The organism is Sphingopyxis sp. EG6 (assembly GCF_003609815.1).
Taxonomy (GTDB): domain Bacteria; phylum Pseudomonadota; class Alphaproteobacteria; order Sphingomonadales; family Sphingomonadaceae; genus Sphingopyxis.
Genome location: NZ_AP017603.1, coordinates 3585356 through 3608367 on the forward strand (window position 1 = coordinate 3585356; position 23012 = coordinate 3608367).

A 23012-nucleotide genomic window follows, 5' to 3' on the forward strand; every position below is an offset into this window, starting at 1 on the left:
CTGTCATGACAAAAGCATCCAAGCTCTTGCGCATCTACACCGATGAATCCGCCTTCTTCGGTGATCAGCGGGTCTTCGAGTTCATTTCCGAACTCGCTCGCCAGCAAAAGCTGGCAGGCGTTACGGTGCTCGAAGCGGTTCTCGGTTTCGGTCGCTCGGCGCATCTCCACCGCAAGCATGCGCTGGAGAATGACCGGGCGGTCGTGATCGAGATCATCGACGAGGAGCAGCGGCTCCGCGACTTTGCGGCGCAGCTGACCGAAATACCGGACATCGGGCTCATCACGCTCGAAGCGGTCGAAATCCTCGGCGGGAAATCCGCCGCGGAGCCCCCCGATGTTCAGAGCTGACCGGCATCTTGCCGGTCTACACCGCGGCGCAGGTCCCCGGCCTGCGTCGCGGACCAGCTCGTGCGAGCGAGGAGGTCTCCGATGTTCTCGGTAGGCACCTCGCTCCGCTTGCCGGTCCCGATCGGGCGGGTCTGGCGACTGCTCGTCGATATCGAGCGGTACGACGACTGGCATCCGACGCTCCGTTTCACCGATCGTCCGGGAGATGATGAGCGCGTAGGCTATGTCTATTCTCCGCGCGGGAAGCGGGGTCCGGAATTTGCATCCGAGGGGCGGATAACCGGCCTCGACTGGCTGACGGGCTTCTCCTGGCGGACAGGCACGCGCGGGCTGCTCGTCATCGAGGAGAGCTACCGGCTCGAAAAGCTCGGCCAAGGGGTGGAGGTTACCCATCGCCTGGAATGCGCGGGTCTCTTCTCATGGCTCGGCTATCCCATTCTGCGGCGGGTTTGCAGCGTTTTTCTCAAGCGCTCGAACATGGCGCTCGAACAGCAACTCCGTCGCACGACAGTTCAGTCCCGCTACGCGCGGCCAAGCGGGCGCCGCGCATGATCTTGAATTCGAAACCTGGCCGTCGGAGGCCCCTCTCAATCGCCCCCCTCACCACGGGCAGGGATTTCCGGCTGTCAGGGAGGTGCGGGAGCCGGGTCGCATCCCGCAATGGCTCCCGCACCTCATCCTGCCGCGCGTTTAACATGCGCCCGGATCGCATTGCCGACCGCCAACAGAAAAGGATGGCATCATGAGTGACCAGTTGCGGCTCGATATTCCGCTTCTCCTCCCCGAAGTCGCCGATACCGCCGACCGCTGCGTCGCGCGCCTGACGAGCGAACTCGAAGGACGCGAAGGCGTCGACAAGGTCCATGTTGTCCGCTCAAGCGACGGTTCGCCGCCACAGCTCTGCATCCATTACCGTCCGGATATTCTCCCGCTCGAACGCGTGCGGCAGCTCGCGCGCAGCGCCGGTGCCGAGCTCACCGGCCAGTATCAGCATCTCTTCTGGGATGACCTCGAAGGCGTCGGCCACGCCCGTCGCGCGCGGACGATCGGACTGAAGCTTCGCGAAATGCCGGGCGTGATCGAGGCCGAAGTCGGCGCCGCCGGTACGCTGCGCGCCGAGTTCCAGCGCTCGGAGACCTCCATCGAAATGATCAGAAAGACACTCTCGGATATGGGCGTCACTCAGAAATCGACTGCCGTCGCCGCGGCTGCCCCGGCACAAGCCGCCCACCAACATGGCGATGATGGCCATGACCATGGTCCGGATCACGCGCATGGGCCAGATCACAAACATGGCCATACGGGCGAGGATAGCCACGACCATGGCCATGATCATGGCGGCATCTTCGGCGAGCGGACCGAGCTGATCTTCGCGCTGCTGTGCGGTCTCGTCCTCGGCATCGGCTTTGCGATCGAGAAGCTCGCCGCGGCGCCGGAGTGGGTGCCGCTCGCATTCTATATTGCCGCTTATGGCTTCGGTGGCTGGTTCACTGTCCGCGAGGCCATCGAGAATCTGAAGCTCAAGCGCTTCGAGATCGACACGCTGATGCTCGTCGCCGCGGCCGGCGCTGCCGCGCTTGGTGCGTGGGCCGAAGGCGCGCTGCTCCTCTTCCTCTTCAGCCTCGGCCATGCGCTCGAACATTATGCCATGGGCCGCGCCAAGCGCGCAATCGAGGCGCTTGCGGAGCTGGCGCCGCAGACCGCGACGGTGAAGGATGCCGACGGGACGGCTCGCGAAGTCCCGGTCGAGCAGCTGGCGATTGGCGACACCGTCATCGTCAAGCCCAACGAGCGTCTTGCCGCCGACGGCTTCGTCGTCGTTGGCCGCACGGCGATAGATCAGGCTCCGGTGACCGGCGAGAGCGTCCCCGTCGACAAGGAACCGGTGGCCGATCGTGCGCAGGCCGCGGCAAAGCCCGATGCACTCGACGCAAAATATCGCGTCTTCGCGGGCACCATCAACGGCTATGGCGCGATCGAGATCGCGGTAACCCGTCTTGCGGCCGATACCACGCTCGCTAAGGTCGTGAAGATGGTGAGCGAGGCGGAAACGCAGAAATCGCCGACCCAGCGCTTCACCGACAAGTTCGAGCGCATCTTCGTGCCGAGCGTGCTCGCGCTTGTGTTCGTCCTGCTCTTCGCCTGGGTCGTTGTCGACGAGCCGTTCCGCGACAGCTTCTATCGCGCCATGGCGGTCCTTGTCGCGGCAAGCCCGTGCGCGCTCGCGATCGCGACGCCGAGTGCCGTCCTGTCGGGCGTTGCGCGTGCGGCGCGCGGCGGCGTGCTGGTCAAAGGCGGTGGCCCGCTCGAAAATCTCGGCTCGCTGACCGCGCTGGCGTTCGACAAGACGGGAACGCTCACCGAAGGAAAGCCGCGCATCACCGACGTCCTGCCGGCCAGCGGCGTGCCGAAGGAGGAACTGCTGCGGATCGCGGTGGCGGTCGAGCGGCTGAGCGATCATCCGCTTGCCGCTGCCATCGCGCGCGATGGCGAGGCCATGCTGACGTCGACGCGCGTACCGGTGGCGGACGACCTTAACAGCCTGACGGGTCGCGGCGTCACGGCAAAGGTCGAGGGCGAAACCGTCCTGATCGGCAAGGCCGAAATGTTCGGTGCCGACGGCATCGCGCCGATCGGCGGCGAAGTGGCGGCTGCGATCGCCGGCCTCCGCGAGCAGGGCCGCACGACGATGGTCGTTCGTATGGGCGACCGCGATCTTGGCGCGATCGGTCTGATGGACACGCCGCGCGAAGCGGCGCGCACCGCGATCGCCAAACTGCGCGAGCTCGGCATCGGCCGGATGATCATGATTTCGGGCGATCACCAGAAGGTCGCGGAATCGATTGCCGCCGAGGTCGGGATCGACGAGGCCTGGGGCGACCTGATGCCCGATCAGAAGGTCGACGCCATTCGCGACCTCAAGGCGCAGCAGCCGGTCGCCATGGTCGGTGACGGCGTCAATGACGCACCGGCGATGGCGAGCGCCACCGTCGGGATCGCGATGGGCGCCGCGGGGTCCGATGTTGCCCTCGAAACCGCCGACGTCGCGCTGATGGCCGATGACCTCGCTCATCTGCCGTTCGCGATCGGACTTAGCCGCCAGACGCGCCGCATCATCCGCCAGAATCTGGTGGTCAGCCTCGGCGTCGTCGTGGTCCTCGTGCCGGCGACGATCTTCGGACTCGGAATCGGTGCGGCGGTCGCGGCGCACGAAGGCTCGACCCTCGTCGTCGTCGCCAACGCGCTTCGCCTGCTCGCCTATCGCGATCGCAGCATGGGCTGAGGGCGCACAGTCGCGGTGGGATCGAACCGGAAGGGGGAGAGAGGATGAACTTCAAGAATATCTCGGCCTGGTCCATCCGGAACCCGATCCCGCCGCTCGTCATGTTCTTCGGTCTGACGGTGGCGGGCATCGTCTCCTTCCTCATGATGGGGGTCCAGAGCGATCCCGACATCGATTTTCCGGGCGCCATCGTCATCATCGCCCAGCCGGGCGCCGCGCCCACCGAACTCGAAACGCAGGTCACGCAGCGTGTCGAGGCGGCGGTGCGGACGATCGAGGGGATCGACGAGCTCAATTCGACGGTTACCGAAGGCCAGTCGCAGACCTTCGTCCAGTTCGCGATCGGCACGCCGATCGACCGGGCGGTGACTGACATTCGCGACAAGATCACCCAGATCCGCAGCAACCTGCCGAACGGCATCCTCGAACCGCAGGTTATCCGCCTCTCTACCTCGGGCAACACGCTTGCCTATTGGTCGGCTTCGGCCACCGATATGACGCTCGAGGAATTGAGCTGGTATGTCGACAATGTCGTCGCGAAGCGGCTGATCGCGGTCCCCGGCATGGGCGACGCCTATCGCCGGGGCGGCGTCAGCCGCGAAATCCGCGTCATCCTCAACCCCGAACGCATGCGCGCCTACGGCCTTACCGCCGCCGCGGTGAACACCCAGCTCGTCCAGCTCAATGTCAATGCGGCCGGCGGCCGGATGGAGGTCGCGGGCTCCGAGCAGGCGGTGCGTATCCTCGGGAACGCGAGCAGCGCCAACGCGCTCGGCGAGACGCTAATCTCGGTCGGGACGAACCGGACCGTGCGCCTCGCCGATATCGCCGAGGTCAAGGATCTCTACGCCGAGCAGCGCTCGGTCTCGAAGCAGGACGGGCGGCAGGTGCTGACCTTCGGCTTCGAGCGCGCCAAGGGCGCCTCGGATGTGACCGTCTATGACGCTGCGGTCGAGGAGCTGCGAAAACTCGAGAAGGAAAACCCCAAGGTCAAATTCACCGAGCTGTTCAGCGATATCGAATATACCAAAGGCCAATATCATTCGGCGATCAATGCGATGGTCGAGGGCGCGATCCTCGCGGTCGTCGTCGTCTTCCTTTTCTTGCGCGACTGGCGGGCGACGTTGATCTCGGCGCTCGCCATCCCGCTGTCGGCGGTCCCGACCTTCCTGTTCATGGACCTCATGGGCTTCTCGCTCAACATGATGACCTTGCTCGCGCTCAGCCTCGTTGCCGGCGTGCTGGTCGACGATGCGATCGTCGAGATCGAGAATATCGTGCGCCACATGCGGATGGGCAAATCGGCCTATCAGGCCTCGATCGATGCGGCCGACGAGATCGGCCTCGCGGTGCTCGCGACAACCATGACGATCGTCGCGGTGTTCCTGCCGGTCGGGCTGATGCCGGGCGTCGCCGGGCAATATTTCAAGAATTTCGGACTGACGGTCGTGGCCGCGGTGCTGATGAGCCTCGCGGTCGCGCGCATGATCACACCCATGCTCGCCGCCTATTTTCTCTCTGCGCAGGGTCCGCAAAAGCATGGCGAGGGCCCGCTGATCGACACCTATATGCGCATCTTGCGCTGGAGCCTCGACACCAGCGGGGCCGCTGCCGCGCGTGCGCGCGGCGGGCGCTGGAAATGGCTCGGTTACATCAAGGACCATCGCGTCTGGGTGGTCGGCATCGGTGTGCTGGCGCTCTTTGCGACCATTTTCAGCTTCTCGCTGCTCCCGATGACCTTCCAGCCGTCGATCGATTCCGACACGAGCCGCGTGGCCATCCAGCTCGCCCCGGGCGCAACGCTCGAACAGACCGAGGCAGTGGCCGACGAGGTGACCGATCTCATGAAGCGCGACCCGCTCGTCGAATCCGCCCTGTCGCGGATCGATGTCGGCACGGCGACGGTCTATCTGAAATTGCGCAAGGACCGCGAGCTGACCTCGACCGAGTTCGAAAAGGACCGCGCGCCGCGGCTAGCGCAGGTTCCCGATGCCCGAATCAACTTCCAGTCGCAGCATGGCGGCGGCGGCGGCAGCAGCCGCGACATCTCGATCACGCTCGGCAGCGACGACCCGAAGAAGCTCGAAGATGTCGGCAACCGGCTGCTTGCCGAGATGGCCCGCGTGAAGGAAATCCGGTCGCCGCGTGTCGAGGGCAATCTTCAGCGCCCCGAGATCGTCATTCGCCCGCGCTTCGCGCTCGCGGCGCAGCTCGGCGTGACGACGCAGGCGCTCAGCCAGTCGATCCGCGTCGCGACATTGGGCGAGATCGACCAGAATAGCGCGAAATTCTCGCTGTCCGACCGGCAAATCCCCGTTCGCGTCGCGCTTGCGGAAACCGCGCGCGAGCGGCTCGATACGCTGCGCAATATGCCTGTTCCGACCCGGAACGGGGGAACGGTGCCGCTCTCGGTTGTGGCCGAGATCGGCTTCGGCGCCGGCCCGACCCAGATCAATCGGACCAACCAGGTGCGCCAGCTCACCATCGGGGCCGACCTGGCTCCGGGTCTCGTGACCGGTCAGGCGATGGACAAGGTCGAGGCGCTGCCGGCGCTCAAGGCGCTGCCCGCCGGGGTCACGCGGCTGGTACTCGGGAGCGCCAAGTGGCAGGCCGAGATGCTGCGCAACTTCGCGATCGCGGTCGTATCGGGGATTTTTCTCGTGCTCGCTGTGCTGATCCTACTCTATCGCAAGATCATCCCGCCCTTCGTCAACATGGGCTCGCTTCTGCTCGCCCCGCTCGGCGGGGCGGTCGCGTTGCTGCTGACGGGCTATCCGCTCTCGCTTCCCGTGTTCATCGGCGTGCTGATGCTGCTCGGTATCGTCGGCAAGAACAGCATCCTTCTCGTCGACTTCGCGATCGAGGAAATGGCGTCGGGGGTGCCGCGCGACGAGGCGATTGTCGACGCCGGACACAAGCGCGCGCAGCCGATCCTGATGACCACGGTCGCGATGGTCGCGGGCATGATCCCGACCGCGCTGTCGCTCACCGGCGACGGCGCATGGCGCGCGCCGATGGCGGTCACGGTGATCGGCGGGCTCATCCTGTCGACGATGCTGACACTGCTGATCGTGCCGGCGTCCTTCAGCCTCGCGGCGGGCTTCGAACGCCGGATGGTCCCGCGCTTGCGCCGCTGGTTCACGACGGGCGGCGCGCACGCCGACCCATCGCCTGCGGGCGTCACCGACATCGGCGCGGGGCAAAGCCCGGCGGCCGATCGATAGAGGAGTTAAGCTGATGGAGTTCGAGCGGGAGCATGACCTCCCCTATAGTCCGGAGCAGATATGGGCGGTCCTCGGCGATTTCGAGAACCACCGGATCTGGAATCCCTATGTCCGGATCGAGCAGCTTGCCGAGGACCCGATCGCGATCCGCTATTCGATGCGCATGGATCCGCACAAGCCCAAGTTTCTCGAAGTCTCCGCGGCGGTGCTCTCCGCGCGCCCGGGCGAGGAGCTGATACTCGACGTCAAGCCGAGCTTCATCCTCCAGTTCGAGGAGAGTTATATCCTGACGCCGACGGCGAGCGGGACGAAGTTCGTTCACCGCTATCGTTGCCGCGGGCCCTTTGCCTGGCTCCGGCTTCCCGGCATCAAGACCAGCTTCCAGCGAATGATCGCGTCGATCGACGGCATCCTGCTCAGCTACCTCAAGTCCAAATACAGCAAGCCGCCACCGCCGCCGCGACGGCCCAAGTCCAAGTTCAAAGGTGGCCGGCGATGACGAGCTTTCCGCTGCTCGCGCCGCACAAATGGCGTCCGCTCGGCGCGGCCTGGGCAATCGCCCTCCTGTCGAGCCTGGCCGTCCTCTTCGTCGGCGAGGTCATGGGCCAGGCGCCGTGCGACCTCTGCTGGTTCCAGCGTAGCTTCATGTTCCCGCTTGCGATCATTCTCGGCATCGCGGCGTTCAGGTCGGACCGCGCCATCGTTCCTTATGGGCTGGCGCTGGCTGCGGGCGGTGGTCTCGTCGCTTTCTATCATAGCCTGCTCTACGTCGGCGTCATTCCGGCCCCGATCGTCCCCTGCACCGGCGGTCCATCATGCTCGGGAGAGAGCATGGCAATCGGAGGCGTGCCGCTGCCCCTCCCGTCGCTGACCGCGTTCGCGCTCATCCTCACCCTCTTGCTCAACTTCCAAAGGAGACTGAAATCATGAACAAACGCATCGGAGTGGTGGCCACGCTTGTCGTTTCCGCACTCGCTTTCACCGGCGGCGCGATGCTCTACAGCGGAACCGCCGAGGGCGAACCCACGAAGAAGGTCGTGGCGGGGCCCGTCGACAGCCTCATTCGCCCGCATTCGCCGATCATCGGACCGAAAAATGCCCCGGTCACCATCGTCGAATTTTTCGACCCGTCGTGCGAGGCCTGCCGCGCCTTCTATCCCACGGTGAAGGGCATCGTTGCCAAATATCCCAAGGATGTGCGTCTCGTTATGCGCTACCTGCCGCTGCACCCCGGCTCGGCCGAGGCGATCGTGATCCTCGAAGCCGCCCGCGTCCAGGGCAAGCTCGAGCCGGTGACGGCCGCCCTGCTCGAAGCGCAGCCCGAATGGCACGACGGCAAGATGGACGGTGCCTGGGCGGCCGCCGAGAAGGCCGGCCTCAATGTCGCGAAGGCGCGCGCGATGCCGACAACCGATGCGATGGCCTGGATGGAGCAGGACATCGCCGACGCGCGTGCGGTCGGCGTCCGGGGCACGCCGACCTTCTTCGTCAATGGCGAGATGCTCGTCCAGCCGAGCCCCGAACAGGTCGAGGCCCGAGTCCAGGCCGCGGTAGCGGCAAAGGGCAAATGAGGGCCCGCACCCGTCCCGCTTCGTCCACGCGGGACGGGTGCCCACCATGCGGCGCGATACTGTCTCTCCCGCCATCGGCCTGTCGCATGGAGACGCCGGGTCACCGTCCGATCGGCAGCATCGGAGCCAATATTCACAGCGCATTCAAACATGAAGGGGGATTTTGAACGCCACGAAAAGGAGAGACTGACATGCGAAAACTGATGACGATCGCGGCCGCGATGCTCGCCTTCGCGCTCCCCGGAACAGCGCTTGCCCAGCACCATGGCGATCGCGGGGGATATAGCCGCGGACATGACGCGCCACGTGGTCATGACCGCGACTATCGTTCCTCACGCCACGGCGTGCCCAATTATGGCTATGATCGTGGCTATCGTGGCTACGATCCCTACTACCGCGGCCATGATCGCCGCTATGAACGGCGGGACCGCTACGAGCGGCGCTATCAGAAGCGCCGGATGCACCACCATCACCGCGGGCGTCACTGGCGCGGCTAGCCGCGACCGCGCGGGCCGGGCGAGAAACTACCGCTTCGCCCCATAGATTGAAATCGAGCCGGTCGGCGTCGGGATGACTCTCATCTCTTCGACCGCCTCGAAACCCGCGGCTTTAAGGATCACCGGGACGCAGCCCTTAGCGTTGGGTTCGGTATATTCGAACCCGTCGAGCAGCTGGATCTGTCGAAAAAGCATGCGCATCAGCAGCGAGCGCTGCTCGCCATAGTCGGCTATGAAAAGGGTCCCGCCCGGCCTCAGGAGCCTGAACATCTGCGCGGCAATCGCTTCCTTAACGGCCATCGGGCACTGGTGAAGGACCAGGCTCGATACGATCTTGTCGCATTGCCGGAGTGCGTCGATGCCGTCCAGCTCGTCGCCCATAGCCTCGAACCATCGAATCTCGGCATCGGCAACCTCAGCCTTGGCGCGCGCGATTTCCAGCACGGCGGGGTCGGGATCGACCGCCAGAACGATGCTCTCCGGCGCCGCCTGCTTGAGGGCGATCGCAAAGGTTCCCGTGCCGCACCCGATATCGACGATCCGCTCGCCCGGCCGCGGTTCGGCGAAGCGCAGCAAGTCGCTTCGCCATCTTTTCTCTCTGGTCATGAGGGCTATGGCGGCATCGTAGCGGTCGAGCGATCCGCTCTTGCCGAGTGCCGGGACGAAGTCTCTGTGTGCGTCTGACATGATGCGCCTCTACCAGGCGCGATCACGCACCGGCTTGAACGGAGAGGCTATGATTCGATGAAAAGGTCGCTTGCCCGGATACCGAACATCGCCTTGATCGTGCGGGCGAAATGCGCGCTGTCGCTGAACCCTGCCATGTGTGCGGCCTCGGTCGCGCTGCGGCGCATTCCCAATTCGTCGAAGGCGATAATCAACCTTCGCCAGAGCACAAAGCGCTGGAAGGGCATGCCGATCTCGGCGGCAAAGAGATGCCGGAAGCGGCCGAGCGAAAGGCGGCTCTCCTCCGCCACAGCCGCGAGACGGACAGAGCCCATGGGGATCAGGCGGTCAATCGAGGCGGCGGCGCGGGTGATGCGCGGATCGAGCGGGGGTCGGGCGCCTCGCGTGAGCCAGTTTTTCCAGAAGGACCGCTGTCCCGGCAGCGCGACATGAATCGGATCGGAGCAGATCAGCCGGTCTTTCAGATCTACCGGCGGACCGAAGACCACTGTCGGCTCGACGAACCATAATTCAGCCGTGGGCGCGGGGAGCAGCCGGTGCACGGTATCGGGTTCGATGAGCAAGCAACGCCCCGACAGGCGCGCGCCATCAGCATCGACCACGGTAAGCGGCTCGGCACAAAACACTGCCTGCGCCGCAAAATGGCGGTGCGCGGCGGCATCGCCAACCGAACCCGACCAGAGAGCATGATAGTCGCCGAGGCTAAGTCGGCCGTTCCAGTTGGACGTTTCGGGCATCGGGTCGCAATAGCAGGCCTAACTCGTGTGCGTAACGGGCGCCGGGTAAGCACTCTGGCTCGGAGGCTCTTTTCGGAAGCCGTCTTACGGCCAAGGAGGAGTGCGCCGACCCCGTGATGATTCCCCTCATCGACCGGGCGCTGTCTCGATGCGGCGATGTTGCCGACTGTTGTAACGATAGCCGATCCAGAGGATTGCAAGCGCGAGAAGCTGGAGCAACAACGGTTCGAGCGAAGGAAATATCCCCATCGCCGGGAAGCGGGGAAAATGAGCTAGCGGGGTGATGCCGAGGAGGCCGGCTTCCTGTAGCGCGCCCGCGCCCTTGCCGGCCAGGACAACCGCGAGGATAGCGATGAGCGAAGAGCTGTAAGCGAAAAATCTTCCGATCGGCAGGACCCGGCTGTAACGAAGCATGACCCATGCGATTGCTGCCAGGATCACCACTGCGGTTCCGGCTCCGGCGGCGATCGCGCTGCGGCTTCCTTGCGCGGCGAGAGCTGCGAAAAACAGGATGGTCTCAAAGACTTCCCGATAGACCACGAGGAAAGCGAGCCCGAACAGGAACCAGGCCGAGCGACGTGAAAGCGCTTTGCCCATCGCTTCGCGAATATAGCGCTGCCAGCTCTCCGCATGTGACTTTCCGTGCATCCAGATGCCGACCCAGACGAGAACGACTGCGGCGAAAAGCGAGCCAAATCCCTCTGTCAACTCGCGGTTCGCTCCGCTGATCGAGATTGCATAGGTCGCGACTGCCCAGGTTGCGCCGCCGGCTGCCAGGGCTGCGATCCAGCCGCCATGGACATAGGGTAGGACCTCAGGCCGTTCGGCCTTTCGTAAGAAAGCGATCATCGCCACGATGATCAGAAGCGCTTCGAGACCCTCGCGCAGCAAGATGGTAAGCGCCCCGACAAAGGTCGATGCGTCGCTGGCTGCATCGGGAGACAGTGCAGCTTCGGCATCGGCGAAAAGGGTTTCGACTGCGGCGGCTTTACCCGCGACCGCATCGACCGGCACACCTCGCGCGATGGACACGCGATAATCGGACATCGCGGATTCGATTTGCGCCATAAGGGCGGAATCGCGCGTCGTCAGGATCGGCTCAATCGGTTCGAAACCGTCGAGATAGGCGGACAGCGCGAGACGCTCTGCCTCGCTCCGATTTCCCTTGCGGTACGCGGCAAGGCTTTGCGCCAATTTGTCACGGGCAACCGCAAGCGTCGCGGGCGAAGCGGTTGTCAATGCTTGGGGATCTGAGCGCAAATAGGCGGTAAGCGCGTCGGCCTGCTCCGATCCCAGCCCACGACCAAGCACTTCCGGGCTGAGACTCGTGAAGGCTTGCAGGTCGGGGACCAGTTCGCGCGCCGCAGGGGTCTGGTTCCAGACACGCCGGCCGGCTGCGACGTCGCGAAAGGCAAATCCACCGGCATAGGCTGCTACCGCCCAGCGGTCGTCGGAGGGCAAATGGGCAAAACTGGGCATGGACGTGCCTTCGAGCCCCTGTCCTATCACCTGATAGAGCGCGAACAGACTGCGCTTGCGAGCGCGTCCGGCGTCGGTGAAATCGATAGGTGCCGGGTCGAGCCCCTTGGCCTGAGGTCCATTGCCATCGCCGCGCGCGCCGTGACAGCTGGCGCAATTTTCCAGATAGACTTGGGCTCCGCGCCGGGGATCTGGAGCGTTGCGCGGCGCGAGGGGCACAGGGTAGGCGGCGAGGAGGTCCGCCGCGAGTCCGCGCGCCTGGCCAGCCACCTTGCCGGGGTCCGCCTTCGATGCGATCGCCGTCTGGAGTTGTCCCGCTTCACTGACAAGGCGAGCCCGCGCCGGGGATACCGGAAGCGCTTCGATCCCCTTGCGAACGGTGGCGGAAAACTCGGTCATCTCGGCATATTCGACCGTGCTCGTCACCGCGCCATTCGAGACCGCTCCACCATAGTCGACCGCAACATAGTCCAGCAGGCGCCAGATGGTCTGGACTTCGCCGGCATCAGTGCGGGCCTGTGCCGTCGGCACGACGAGGCCGCAGATTGCAGCGAGCGCGATCAGCAGAGAGAGAAAGCGGCGGGCGGGGGGCATTGGCCCTATTGTCCGGGCACAGTCGACAGTTCGCGCAATTCGGTCCGCGCGCTGCGTAGAATCTCATAGGCCGAATGCAGGAAAAGCGTGGCAATGATGGCGGCGACTGCAAGGTCGGGCCAGGCTTGCCCGGTCCATGCGACGAGGCCGGCGGCGATGATCACCGCCACATTGGCGATCGCGTCGTTGCGGCTGAACAGCCACACCGCCCGGACATTGGCGTCGCCTTCGCGGAACCGCGAGAGGACCGCGGCCGAGGTGAGGTTGACGAGGAGGGCGGCGGCGCCGATGCCGCCCATCAGCTCGGCTTCGGGCGGAACCGCGGTCAGGGCACGCCACAGCGCGACGCCGATGACCCCTATGCCAAGCGACAGCAGGAACAGGCCTTGGGCTAAGGCGATACGCGTGCGGGCGAGCGCAGTCCAGCCTATCGCGACGAGGCCGGCCAACGTGATCGTGCCGTCGCCGATAAAGTCGAGCGAGTCGGCTTTCAGCGCCTGGCTGTTGGCGATGAACCCGCCGACGATCTCGATCGCGCCGAAGCCGAGATTGAGAATTACGACGATCCACAAGGCCCTTCGATAGGCGGGATCGCGTTCGGCCCTGACGGTGTCGCCCGTGCAGCCGCAATTGCTGTCGTTGCTCATTCCCCTGTTCTACATTCTACAGTAACTGTAGAAGCAAGCTGAAATCGAAACGAGACTGAGAGGAAGGGAGATGGCGCGCGACACGCGGCTGCCGATCGGCGGCCTGGCGAAACGCACCGGCACCAAGGTAAACACGATCCGCTTCTATGAGGATATCGGATTGCTGCCTTGCGCAGCGCGCACAGCCTCTGGCCGGCGCACCTACGGGGATGAGGATGTCGGGCGCCTCGCATTCATCCGCAATGCCCGCGGCCTCGGCTTTTCGATCGATGAAATCCGGTCGTTGACGGCGCTGGCCTTGGGGCCGGGGCAGGACTGCGCCGAAATCCGCGCAGTTGCGGCGCGTCACCTGCTCGATGTCGATGAAAAGCTGGAACGGATGGCGCGGCTCCGTGCTGAACTTGCCCGTATCGTCCAGCTCTGCGATGGCGGGCCGGTGTCGGATTGCCGGGTCATCGAGGCCATCGCCGCCGGAAATGCCTAGCCGCCGCGCTATCGGGACTGTCGGCGGCTTGCGGCTCAGCCGCAGCAACTGCCCTTGCCGCCGTCAACCTGTATTGGCGGGCAGGGTACCGTGCCATAGGAACAGAAGACACAGCAGTCTCCTGGCAGCGGCTTGAGCAGCGCGCCGCATCCCTTGCAGTCGTAGAAATACTGACACGCATCGGTGGGCATGATTTCGTCGGCGATTTGACCGCAGAGCGGACACGTCAGCGTCGATTGCAGGACCGGCGAGGGATCAAGCATAGCGATAGCCGAGCCAGAGGAGGACGGCGGCGAGGAGCAGTCCGATCAGGGTCACAAAGCGCAGCGACGCGGGCACGCACAGGCCATCGGCGCCGCAGCGCGCCGCGCGCATCTGCTGGCGCGCCAGCAGGACGCCACCGGCGACGAGCGAAATTGCGCCGAATGCGACGAACCAGAGCCGGTAGGGCGCGGCCGGGACCGCTATGCCGACGAGCCAGGCGGACCCGAGCCCCGCCGAGGCCAGCAGCATGGGGAGGGCGCAGCAGGTGGCTGCGAGAAAGCCCGATGCGATCCCGCCAAGCGCCAGCGAAATGGCCCCAAATCCTTTTGGACGCCTTGCATCTCCAGCCAAATTCAAACTCCTTGTTTCGCGGTAGCGGCAAGTCTACCATCTGTAGTGACTACAGATGCAAGCGGAATCGCAATGGCCCCCTCAAGCACCATCCCCATCGGCGAGCTTTCTCGGCTTACCGGCTGCAATATCGAGACGATCCGCTATTATGAGCGCATCGGCATTCTGCCCGCGCCGGTCCGGTACGGGCGATTTCGCCGTTATGATTCAGCTGGTGTGCGGCGCCTTGCATTTGTGCGCCGCGCGCGCGAACTGGGGTTTCCCCTCGATACGGTCCGGACTTTGCTCCTTCTTGCCGAAGGCGGCGGCCATAGCTGCGATCAGGCGCGCCATATGGCCGAGAGCCAGCTTGCCGACGTCCTCGCCAAGCGCGCCGACCTCGACCGGATGGCCGCTGTCTTGGGCGATCTTGTCGAGGCGTGCGGCGCCGGCGATGCCGGGGGCTGCCCGCTTCTGGAGGCGCTGTCCGACTAGGTTCGAGTACAGCCGTCTTCCGCCAGCGCCCCAAAGCAGCCATTGCGCGCGGCAACTAGGGCCACCGCGCGCAATGGCGGCGCGTTACGGCGCCTTGTCGAGCTTGGTGATCGTCCCGGCCTTGCCGTCCCAATTGAGCTCGAACGCGACCTTGTCGCCGACCTTGATGTCCTTCAGCAGCTCGGGTTTCGCCGCAAAACCCATCGTCATCGGCGGCCATTCGAGTTCGGCGATCGCGCCATGATCGAGCGTGACCTGGCCTTTTGCCGTATCGATCGCGGTCACGGTCGCCGTGCCCTTGCCATGCTTCGTTTCGGCCGGGGCCGCCATGGTCCCTGTGTCATCGGCCATCGCGGCCTTTTCTTCCGTCTTCGGTGCTTCGCCTTGCTTGCCGCAGGCGACAAGTCCAGCGCCGAGCGCAAGGCTGAGCGTAATCGCAGTGAGTTTATTCATGTCGTTTCTCCTTCGGGTTGGACGGGATGAGCCGCACGCCTTCGCATCAGCAGATAGGCGGCGGGAATGATAAGCATCGACAGCAGCGGCGCGGTGAGCATGCCGCCGATCATCGGCGCGGCGATGCGGCTCATCACTTCGGAGCCGGTGCCGGTCCCGACGAGGATCGGGAACAGGCCCGCGAGGATAACCGCAACGGTCATCGCCTTCGGGCGGACGCGGAGCAGCGCGCCTTCGCGAACCGCGGCCAATATGTGGCCGTCGCTGCGATCGGCGAGCGCATGCTTGAGATAGATGAGCATGACGACCCCGAACTCGGCGGCAACGCCCGCAAGCGCGATGAACCCGACCGCGCTCGCGACCGACTGGTTATAGCCAAGCAGATAGAGGAGCCAGAGCCCGCCGGTGAGCGCAAAGGGCAGGGTCGCCATGATGAGCAGCGCCTCGTCCCAGCGGCGGAAGGTCAGGTAGAGCAGCAGGAAGATGATCGCGAGCGTGACCGGCACGACGACCTTCATCCGCTCGGTCGCACGAACGAGGAACTCGAACTGCCCGGTGTAGGAAACGCTGACGCCGGGCGGCAGATCGACATCGCGCGCGATCGCCCGCTGGATGTCCTGCACGAGGCCCTGCAAATCGCGGCCGCGGCTGTCGACGTAGATCCAGGTCACCGGGCGGCCATTCTCGCTGCGCAGCATCGGCGGCCCGTCGCTGACCTTGACTCTGGCCACCGTGCCGAGCGTGATCTGCTGGCGCGACGGCGTCAGGACCGGAAGGCTCGCGAGCTCGCCGATACTGTCGCGCAGCTCGCGCGGGTAGCGGACGCTGATCGGATAGCGGGCGAGCCCCTCGACCGTCTGGCCGATCGTCTCGCCGCCGATCGCGCCCGAGACGATCGCTTGCACGTCGGCGACATTGAGGCCGTAGCGTGCTGCGGCGGCGCGATCGATGTCGACATCGATATAGCGCCCACCAGTCAGCCGCTCGGCCAGCGCCGACGCTACGCCGGGTACGGTCTTGACGACCGCTTCGATGCGCTTGGCGGTGCGATCGATCCCGGCAAGATTCGAGCCCGCGACCTTGATGCCGACCGGGCTCTTGATCCCGGTCGCAAGCATGTCGATGCGATTGCGGATCGGGGGAATCCAGAAATTGGCGAGCCCCGGAACCCGGACCCGCGCGTCGAGCTCCTCGATCAATTTCTCCTCGGTCATGCCGGGGCGCCAACGGTCCTTCGGCTTGAAGCGGATCGTCGTCTCGAACATCTCGAGCGGCGCGGGGTCGGTCGCGCTGTCGGCCCGCCCCGCCTTGCCGAACACGCTCTCGACCTCGGGCACGGTCTTGATCAGTCGGTCCGTCTGCTGGAGCAGGCTCGATGCCCTTGCGGCCGAGATGCCGGGTAGCGCCGAGGGCATGTAAAGGAGGTCGCCTTCGTGCATCTGCGGCATGAACTCGCCGCCGATCTGGGTCATCGGCCACAGGCTGGTGGCGAAGACGAGGCCGGCGATCACGAGCGCTTTTTTCGGCCGTTCGAGCACCCAGTCGAGTGCCGGGCGATAGATGCGGGTCAGCCAGCGGTTGACCGGATTACTCTGTTCGGCGGGTATCTTACCGCGGATCAGCCAGCCCATCAGCACCGGGATGAGCGTGATCGAGAGGATCGCGGCGGCCGCCATCGCATAGGTTTTGGTGAAGGCGAGCGGCGAGAAGAGCCGTCCCTCCTGGCCTTCGAGCGTGAAGATGGGGAGGAAGGAGAAGGTGATGATGAGGAGGCTGAGGAAGAGGGCGGGCCCAACCTCGGCGGCGGCGTCGGTGATGACGCGCCAGCGTTCGGCGCCTTTCAGTTCCTCGCCCGGATGATCGCGCTCCCAATGTTCGAGATGCTTATGGGCATTTTCGATCATCACCACCGCAGCGTCGACCATCGCACCGACCGCGATGGCGATGCCGCCGAGCGACAATATATTGGCGTTGAGTCCCTGCAGCCGCATCACGATGAAGGCGATGAGGATGCCGAGCGGCAGCGTCAGGATCGCGACCAGTGCCGAGCGCGCGTGCCAGAGGAAGAGCGCGCAGACGAGCCCGACGATGATGAACTCTTCGACGAGCTTCGAGGTAAGATTGTCGACCGCGCGGTCGATCAACCCCGAGCGGTCATAAGTGGTGATGATCTCGACCCCGGGCGGCAGGCTGCGCTTGAGCTCGGCGAGCTTGGTGCGCACGCCGTCGATGACTTCGCGGGCATTCTTGCCCTCGCGCATGACGATCACGCCGCCCGCGACTTCGCCCTCGCCGTTGAGTTCGGCGATGCCCCGCCTTGTGTCGGGACCGATCTGCACCGTCGCGACATCGCCGACCGTTACCGGGAGTCCGCCCGCGGCGGTGCGGATCGGGACGGCGCGGAAGTCGTCGAGCGACTCCAGATAGCCGCTCGCGCGGACGATATATTCAGCCTCAGCGAGTTCTAGGGAGCCGCCGCCGCTTTCCTGGTTGGCGCGCTTGAGGGCGTCGGCGACGTCGGTTGCAGTCACCCCGAACGCGGCGAGCTTCTGCGGATCGACGATGATCTGATACTGGCGCACCATGCCGCCGATGCTCGCGACCTCGGCGACGCCGGGAACCGATTTAAGCTCGAAGCGGAGGAACCAGTCCTGAAGACTGCGGAGTTCGGCAAGATCGTGGCGGCCGCTTTTGTCGACGAGCGCATATTCATAGATCCAGCCAACCCCGGTCGCGTCGGGACCGATGCTCGCGCGCGCGCCCTCGGGGAGACGGCTTTGCACCTGGCTCAGATATTCGAGCACGCGGCTGCGCGCCCAATAGGGATCGGTGCCGTCGTCGAACAGGACATAGACGAAGCTGTCGCCGACGAAGCTGTAGCCGCGCACCACGCGCGCGCCCGGCACCGAGAGCATCGTCGTCGTGATCGGATAGGTGACCTGGTCCTCGACGATCCGCGGTGCCTGTCCCGCATAGCTGGTGCGGACGATGACCTGGACGTCCGACAGGTCGGGCAGGGCGTCGACCGGAGTCGTGCGCACCGCGGCGATCCCGAGCAAGGTCAGGATCAGCGCCGAAGCGACGACAAGCCCGCGCGCCGCGACCGAGGCGCGAATAATGCGTGCGATCATTGCGCTGGCTCCAGCGGACGAACCGTGAGACCGGTCAGGCTCGCCTCGGAATCGAGCAGGAACTGGCCCGACGCGACGACCTTCTCGCCGGGGGCGAGCCCTCGCAATATCTCGGTCTTGCCGCCGCCTTCGCGTCCGGCGACCACTTCGGCGGGATGGTAGCGTCCGTCGCCCTTCTCGAGCATCACGATGCTGCGCGTGCCGGTGCGGATCACCGCTTCGCTTGGCACCAGCAGCGTTGGCTTGGCGTCCCCGCCGAGCGCGACGACGGCGAACATGCCGGGGCGTAGGCGACCGCCGCGGTTGGCGAGCTCGATGCGCACTGTCAGCGTCCGGCTGTCCGCCGCTGCGGTCGGCAGGATCGCGACGACCCGCCCGGTAAAAGCCTCGCCGGGAAAGGCGGTGAGGTTCGCGGTGGCAGGTTGGCCGATCTTCACCAGTCCGGCCTGCGCTTCGGGGAGCGCGGCATTGAGCCACACCGTTCCAAGTCCCGAGATTTCGGCAAGTGTCTGCCCCGAGGCGAGAGTCACGCCTGCACGGGCATTGAGCGTCTGGACCACGCCGCCGATCGGCGCGCGCACCGTCAGTCTGCCGCCGGTCCGTCCGCTCCGGTCGACCTCGGCGATCACGCCTTCGGGCATGCCCATCAGCCGCAGCCGCTGCCGCGCGGCCGCCGTGAGTTCAGGTTTGCCGAGCTTCTTGACGCTCAGATATTCGGTCTGGGCGCTGCCCCATTCAGGCAATTGCAATTCGGCGATCGGCGCACCGGCGCCGATGACATCGCCAGGCGCGAGGCGATAGACGCGTTCGACGAAGCCGCCCGAGCGCGCCTGGACGATCGCGACATCGCGCTGGTTGAAATCGATACTGCCGTTGACGTCGAAGGTTGCGGCAAGGCTCCCCATTTCGGCCGCGACCACTCTTATGCCGAGGCTCTGACGCGCCGACGGGTCAATCGACACGCCGGGCGCCGCGCCGCCACCCTCGTCGGCATATTTGGGCTCGAGCTGCATGTCCATGAAGGGCGACTTGCCGGGCTTGTCGAACTTCTGGTTCGGGAACATCGGATCATAATAGTAGAGGATCTTGCGCCCGCCGCTTGCCGTCTCGGTTGGTGCATCGCTCTTGCCGCTCTGTCCCAACCAATAACCGCCGCCGCCCGCGATCAGCACCGTGGCCAGGATTGCGACGCGCCAGCGCGCCGCTGATGTTGCATCGGTCATCGACCTGCCTCCCCATAAATATAATTGATCCGGATCGCGTCGCGCGCGACCTCGGCTTCGCGCGCCAGCGCATCGACTTCGGCCTCGGCAAGCGCGAGAGTCGACAGGAGCGCGGTCCCGAGGTCGAGCTTTCCGGCGGCGTAGCTTGCAAGATCGAGCTCGGCGCGCTTCTTCGCGAGCGGCACGAGCCGCGTACGTGCATTGGCGAGCTGCTCATGATGCATGCGGTGATCGGCGAGATCGGCGTCGAGCGCTGCCGCGATGTCGCGCTTGGCAGCCTCGCGGTCGAGCCGGGCGCGCATCGCCTCGCTGGCGCGCGCGGCGATCTTGGGGTCCTGCCGCTTTTTCGAGAAGAAGGGCAGGTCGACGGTGACCCCGACCGTGACGAGATCACCGTAATTGGGCTCGCGGCGCCCATAGGCCGCGTTGACGCTCCAGTCGGGTCGCTTGTCGGCGCGTGCGAGACCGGTCTCGGCGTCGGCGGCGAGGGCGCGGGCATCGAGTGCTCTGAGCTTTGGCAGGGCGTCGATGCCGGCGCGCAATCCTTGTTCGTCGATCGACTGCGGCGGCAAGTCGCCGAGCGTGTCGGCGGCGGGGTCGCCGGTGAAGCGGGCGAGCTGCGCGCGGGCGCGGGCGATCTCGGCGGCGAGCGCGCTGCGGCGATCGTTGATCGCGGCGCGAAGCTGATCGGGTTCGAGCGCCTGCGCCGGGCGCGCCGCACCGCTGGCAAGCCGCGCCGTCACGGTCGATTGAAGGTCCTCGAGGCCGCTATCGAGCAGGTCGAGTTCCTTCAGCTCCTTCTTGGCATAATAGAGATCGACCCAGGCGAGCGCGGTCGCGAGCCTGATGTCCTGCGCGGTGACCGCTTCGTCGGCGCGGGCGATTCCAATGTCGGCCTGCGCGCGGGTCGCGCGCGCGCGGCGTTTGGCGGGGTTCGGAAAATCCTGGCTGACGCCGATGACCTGCATCGTGAAATCGTCGCGATTGAACCGGCCCGCGTCGGGTCCGGTCACCGGGAAATCCTGGAGGACGATATTGAGTTTCGGGTCGGGCAGCCGGTCGGCGGCGATCGCCGCCGATTGGGCGGCGTCGACGCCCGCTTCGCGGCTTTGCAGTTCGGGTGCCTCCGATGCTGCTCGGCTGAGCGCCGAATCGAGCGTCATCGGCTCGGCGTGAAGAGCCGAGGGCAGCGCAAGCAAGGCTGCCGTAAAATATGGGCGCATGATGTCCCCCTGCTGTGGACTGGGCGAAAGCCTCCCCGGCGTCTGTACGCCGGGGAAGAAAGACCGTTACCCTTGCGGGGGCATCCTTTGGTCGCCGGACATATTCTTCATGCAGTCCGCCGGACTCACCTTCATCATGTCGCAGTCGCAATGCGCCATCTGTCCCGGCTTGTCCTTGACCCAGACGCGGACTCGCGAGGTGGTATTGGACTTGTTCGGCCCTGGCACCTGGCGGGTCTGCCATTCATGATGGCCGCCGGACGGTTCTTGGGCGAGGACGGGAGCGGCAAGCGTTGCTGCCGCGAGCGCGGCAACGGCAAAAAACGGTTTCATGTTGAATTCCTTGATTGAAAAGCGTGAAACCGCGCGCCGGGACGAGCCGGTGCGCGTCGGCAATTCAGGCAAGAAATAGGGGCGGGTCGGGTTCGGGGCCGAATGTTCTTCCGGCGAGGCGCCGGACAGGAAGCGGATCGAAAGAGCCGGCGACAAATGTCTTTTCGGCAAGGGGGGTAGCCGGAGAGACGACGGCGGGCGGTAGCGCGCAGCCCATCTTGGCGATGCAGTCGAGCGTGAGGCCCTTGCACGGAGCGCTCTTCTGGGATTTTTTAATCCCCATCATCTCCGCGCATTCGTCGCTCATCGCCGCCGCGAACGCCGTCTCGGCCGACGGGAGCGCGGGCGCCGAGGCGAATGCGGTCTCCTGCGCCAGAAGGCCGAGTAAGGCTCCGACAAGAAGTAGAAAGGTGAGCCAGCGTTTCACGGTCGAAGCATGATCCTTGTCAAACTTGGCGTCAATCTAAACCGGGGTGGAGATCCCGCTCACTTGTTCGCCGACTGTCCCGTCGTGGTTACGCCGGACCCGTTAAGAATGGCCCATTGTCATGGCGGCGGGCGCGACCAGCATCCACAGCGCCATGGCGATCATCATCAGATTTTCGGTCAGTGAGATGAAACCCAGCGGCACATTGCTGTCGCCGCCGACGCAGGCGCATTTGAGTTCGCGCTTGTCGATATACACCGCCTTGAACACCGACACGGCGCCGATGATCCCGATGAACAGCGCCACCGGAATCGATATCCAGTTCAGCGCGCCAGAAATCATCAGGATGCCGGCAAGACCCTCCGCAAAGGGATAGATGGTAGCATAGGGTACCCAGCGTTTGGCGAGCAAGTCATAGTTCAGGAACATGCTCGAGAAGCTCTCGATGTCGCGGAGCTTGAGGAAGGCAAGCAACGCCATGCTGAACCCGATAAACCATTCGGCGGCACGGATTGTGAAGGGCGTGCCCGACACCGCTTGGCTGGCGGCCAGCGCCATCAGCGCGGTGATAGAGAAGAGCGCGATGACGGGCTTATAGGTAAGCGCCTTAGGATCGCGGACTTTCAGACCGAGATGGCGCCTCAGATCGTCAAGACCGCCGATCCGCTCGCCTTCGATGAAGGTCTGCGGCGTCGTCGCGACGCCATGTTTCGCCTTGAATGCGTCGGTTTCCTCGCGGGTCGTCAGCCAGACATCCTCGACGTCATAGCCGCGGCTGCGCAACAGATGCAGCGCCTTCAGGCCATAGGGGCAGATATGCTGCTCCATCACCATGCGATAGATGGTCGCCCGCGGCTTGCCCGAAACCGCCGCACCAGTGTGCGCTGGCGCGCTTTCGTTCGCGCGCTGAACCTGCATATTCATCGATTCGCCTTTCTTGATTCCCGATCGCTTCCCGCTATATAGGCTCCGTACCATAGTACGGAGTCAAGGCCTTGCGTGACATGACCATCGGCCAGCTTGCCCGGCAGGGCGGCGTCAATGTCGAGACGATCCGCTATTACCAACGCCGCGGCCTGTTGCCCGTTCCGCCTCAGTCGGCCAGCGCCCCGTCGGAAGGCCGAGTCCGGCGTTACGACGAGGCGGTTCTGCGCCGTCTGCGCTTCATCAAATCGGCACAAGCAGCGGGATTTACGCTCACCGAGATCGCCGAACTGCTCGAACTCGACGCGTCGAGCGATCGCGCGCGAGCGCGCGAACTGGCCGATGCGCGCATCGCGGCGATCGAAAAGACGATCGCCGAACTCGATGCGGCGCGGCGCGCGCTCATGGGCCTGTCGCGCCAATGCGCTGCCGCCGACACGCTCCACTGCCCGATCATAGCGGCGTTCGAGCAGGTCTAGCCCGACTGGCCTTGGCGGCGGATGGTGCTGACGGCCGGTCTCACCTCCCAACTGGTGTCAATCGGTCGCAAATGGTTCCAGCATCCCGGCTACAAGCGATGGGATGGTAATTCCGGCTGCGACATCGAGCAGAAGGCTAGCGCGGATCGCAGCCGCAGGTCTCGCCGCTGCCGCGTC

The 23012-nt window shown here is 65.1% G+C and carries 24 protein-coding genes; 11 read left to right on the plus strand and 13 right to left on the minus strand.

Going from position 1 to position 23012, the window contains the following annotated elements; all coding sequences use genetic code 11:
- Nucleotides 1–5: 5 nt before the first annotated feature.
- The 8 genes from SPYCW_RS17335 (at nucleotide 6) to SPYCW_RS17370 (ending at nucleotide 8925) form a co-directional block, all read left to right on the plus strand.
- Nucleotides 6–350: a DUF190 domain-containing protein gene (locus tag SPYCW_RS17335; protein WP_003046493.1), complete on the plus strand. Its 345-nt coding sequence runs from the start codon at nucleotides 6–8 to the stop codon at nucleotides 348–350.
- Nucleotides 351–431: 81 nt separating this feature from the next.
- The gene (locus tag SPYCW_RS17340; protein WP_003046490.1) at nucleotides 432–902 is read left to right on the plus strand and encodes an SRPBCC family protein; all 471 of its coding nucleotides are present in this window, start codon (nucleotides 432–434) and stop codon (nucleotides 900–902) included.
- Nucleotides 903–1092: 190 nt separating this feature from the next.
- Nucleotides 1093–3633: a heavy metal translocating P-type ATPase gene (locus SPYCW_RS17345; RefSeq protein ID WP_003046486.1), complete on the plus strand. Its 2541-nt coding sequence runs from the start codon at nucleotides 1093–1095 to the stop codon at nucleotides 3631–3633.
- 44 nt (nucleotides 3634–3677) lie between these two features.
- The gene (locus SPYCW_RS17350) at nucleotides 3678–6857 is read left to right on the plus strand and encodes an efflux RND transporter permease subunit (protein WP_003046483.1); all 3180 of its coding nucleotides are present in this window, start codon (nucleotides 3678–3680) and stop codon (nucleotides 6855–6857) included.
- A gap of 13 nt (nucleotides 6858–6870) precedes the next feature.
- Nucleotides 6871–7356: an SRPBCC family protein gene (locus SPYCW_RS17355; protein ID WP_003046480.1), complete on the plus strand. Its 486-nt coding sequence runs from the start codon at nucleotides 6871–6873 to the stop codon at nucleotides 7354–7356.
- Complete coding sequence (locus SPYCW_RS17360; protein WP_003046478.1) at nucleotides 7353–7787, plus strand: disulfide bond formation protein B; 435 nt, start codon at nucleotides 7353–7355, stop codon at nucleotides 7785–7787. The genes SPYCW_RS17355 and SPYCW_RS17360 overlap by 4 nt, the downstream gene beginning before the upstream one ends.
- Entirely contained in the window at nucleotides 7784–8428 is a 645-nt protein-coding gene (locus tag SPYCW_RS17365; RefSeq protein ID WP_003046475.1) for a DsbA family protein, read from the plus strand. Before SPYCW_RS17360 ends, SPYCW_RS17365 begins: the two co-directional genes overlap by 4 nt.
- A 191-nt stretch (nucleotides 8429–8619) precedes the next feature.
- On the plus strand, nucleotides 8620–8925 hold the full coding sequence (locus SPYCW_RS17370; protein WP_003046472.1) for a hypothetical protein: 306 nt from the start codon (nucleotides 8620–8622) through the stop codon (nucleotides 8923–8925).
- Between the two features lie 27 nt (nucleotides 8926–8952).
- Here SPYCW_RS17370 and SPYCW_RS17375 read toward each other — a convergent pair whose 3' ends face one another.
- The 4 genes from SPYCW_RS17375 to SPYCW_RS17390 all read right to left on the minus strand — a co-directional run bounded on the left by SPYCW_RS17375 (nucleotide 8953) and on the right by SPYCW_RS17390 (nucleotide 13069).
- Nucleotides 8953–9612 (minus strand): class I SAM-dependent methyltransferase, encoded by a 660-nt coding sequence (locus SPYCW_RS17375; RefSeq protein ID WP_037553277.1) that lies wholly within the window; start codon nucleotides 9610–9612, stop codon nucleotides 8953–8955.
- Between the two features lie 47 nt (nucleotides 9613–9659).
- Nucleotides 9660–10214 carry a helix-turn-helix transcriptional regulator gene (locus tag SPYCW_RS17380; protein WP_171005260.1) on the minus strand — a complete coding sequence of 185 codons (555 nt, stop codon included), beginning with the start codon at nucleotides 10212–10214 and terminating at the stop codon, nucleotides 9660–9662.
- 261 nt (nucleotides 10215–10475) lie between these two features.
- Nucleotides 10476–12422: a cytochrome c/FTR1 family iron permease gene (locus tag SPYCW_RS17385; RefSeq protein ID WP_003046463.1), complete on the minus strand. Its 1947-nt coding sequence runs from the start codon at nucleotides 12420–12422 to the stop codon at nucleotides 10476–10478.
- A gap of 5 nt (nucleotides 12423–12427) precedes the next feature.
- A complete protein-coding gene (locus SPYCW_RS17390; RefSeq protein ID WP_037553278.1) occupies nucleotides 12428–13069 on the minus strand; it encodes a cation transporter in 642 nt (213 codons plus the stop codon).
- A 70-nt stretch (nucleotides 13070–13139) separates the two neighbouring features.
- On the opposite strand from SPYCW_RS17390, the gene SPYCW_RS17395 reads away from it, so the two are divergent.
- Nucleotides 13140–13553 carry a MerR family transcriptional regulator gene (locus tag SPYCW_RS17395; RefSeq protein ID WP_003046458.1) on the plus strand — a complete coding sequence of 138 codons (414 nt, stop codon included), beginning with the start codon at nucleotides 13140–13142 and terminating at the stop codon, nucleotides 13551–13553.
- A 35-nt stretch (nucleotides 13554–13588) separates the two neighbouring features.
- On the opposite strand, the gene SPYCW_RS17400 is transcribed toward SPYCW_RS17395, so the two are convergent.
- Complete coding sequence (locus SPYCW_RS17400; protein ID WP_081611194.1) at nucleotides 13589–13816, minus strand: GDCCVxC domain-containing (seleno)protein; 228 nt, start codon at nucleotides 13814–13816, stop codon at nucleotides 13589–13591.
- Nucleotides 13809–14168, minus strand: coding sequence for a mercuric ion transport protein, MerT (locus SPYCW_RS17405; protein WP_051066412.1), 360 nt, complete (start codon nucleotides 14166–14168; stop codon nucleotides 13809–13811). Before SPYCW_RS17405 ends, SPYCW_RS17400 begins: the two co-directional genes overlap by 8 nt.
- A 72-nt stretch (nucleotides 14169–14240) precedes the next feature.
- Between SPYCW_RS17405 and SPYCW_RS17410 the strand changes: the two genes are divergently transcribed.
- The gene (locus SPYCW_RS17410; RefSeq protein ID WP_003046453.1) at nucleotides 14241–14642 is read left to right on the plus strand and encodes a MerR family transcriptional regulator; all 402 of its coding nucleotides are present in this window, start codon (nucleotides 14241–14243) and stop codon (nucleotides 14640–14642) included.
- 84 nt (nucleotides 14643–14726) lie between these two features.
- Here the strand turns inward: SPYCW_RS17410 and SPYCW_RS17415 are convergent, their stop codons facing one another.
- The 7 genes from SPYCW_RS17415 to SPYCW_RS17445 form a co-directional block, all read right to left on the minus strand.
- Nucleotides 14727–15095: a copper-binding protein gene (locus SPYCW_RS17415; RefSeq protein ID WP_003046451.1), complete on the minus strand. Its 369-nt coding sequence runs from the start codon at nucleotides 15093–15095 to the stop codon at nucleotides 14727–14729.
- Nucleotides 15092–18226 (minus strand): efflux RND transporter permease subunit, encoded by a 3135-nt coding sequence (locus SPYCW_RS17420; RefSeq protein WP_058539243.1) that lies wholly within the window; start codon nucleotides 18224–18226, stop codon nucleotides 15092–15094. The genes SPYCW_RS17415 and SPYCW_RS17420 overlap by 4 nt, the downstream gene beginning before the upstream one ends.
- Nucleotides 18223–19449, minus strand: coding sequence for an efflux RND transporter periplasmic adaptor subunit (locus SPYCW_RS17425; protein ID WP_003046445.1), 1227 nt, complete (start codon nucleotides 19447–19449; stop codon nucleotides 18223–18225). Before SPYCW_RS17425 ends, SPYCW_RS17420 begins: the two co-directional genes overlap by 4 nt.
- Nucleotides 19446–20672 (minus strand): TolC family protein, encoded by a 1227-nt coding sequence (locus SPYCW_RS17430; RefSeq protein WP_003046442.1) that lies wholly within the window; start codon nucleotides 20670–20672, stop codon nucleotides 19446–19448. Before SPYCW_RS17430 ends, SPYCW_RS17425 begins: the two co-directional genes overlap by 4 nt.
- 66 nt (nucleotides 20673–20738) lie before the next feature.
- Entirely contained in the window at nucleotides 20739–21005 is a 267-nt protein-coding gene (locus tag SPYCW_RS17435) for a hypothetical protein (protein ID WP_003046439.1), read from the minus strand.
- Nucleotides 21006–21069: 64 nt separating this feature from the next.
- Nucleotides 21070–21432, minus strand: a complete 363-nt coding sequence (locus SPYCW_RS17440; RefSeq protein WP_003046437.1) for a hypothetical protein — start codon at nucleotides 21430–21432, stop codon at nucleotides 21070–21072.
- 102 nt (nucleotides 21433–21534) lie between these two features.
- Nucleotides 21535–22356, minus strand: a complete 822-nt coding sequence (locus tag SPYCW_RS17445; RefSeq protein WP_003046430.1) for a MauE/DoxX family redox-associated membrane protein — start codon at nucleotides 22354–22356, stop codon at nucleotides 21535–21537.
- A gap of 80 nt (nucleotides 22357–22436) precedes the next feature.
- On the opposite strand from SPYCW_RS17445, the gene SPYCW_RS17450 reads away from it, so the two are divergent.
- Nucleotides 22437–22835: a MerR family transcriptional regulator gene (locus SPYCW_RS17450; RefSeq protein WP_003046425.1), complete on the plus strand. Its 399-nt coding sequence runs from the start codon at nucleotides 22437–22439 to the stop codon at nucleotides 22833–22835.
- The last annotated feature ends 177 nt before the right edge of the window (nucleotides 22836–23012 follow it).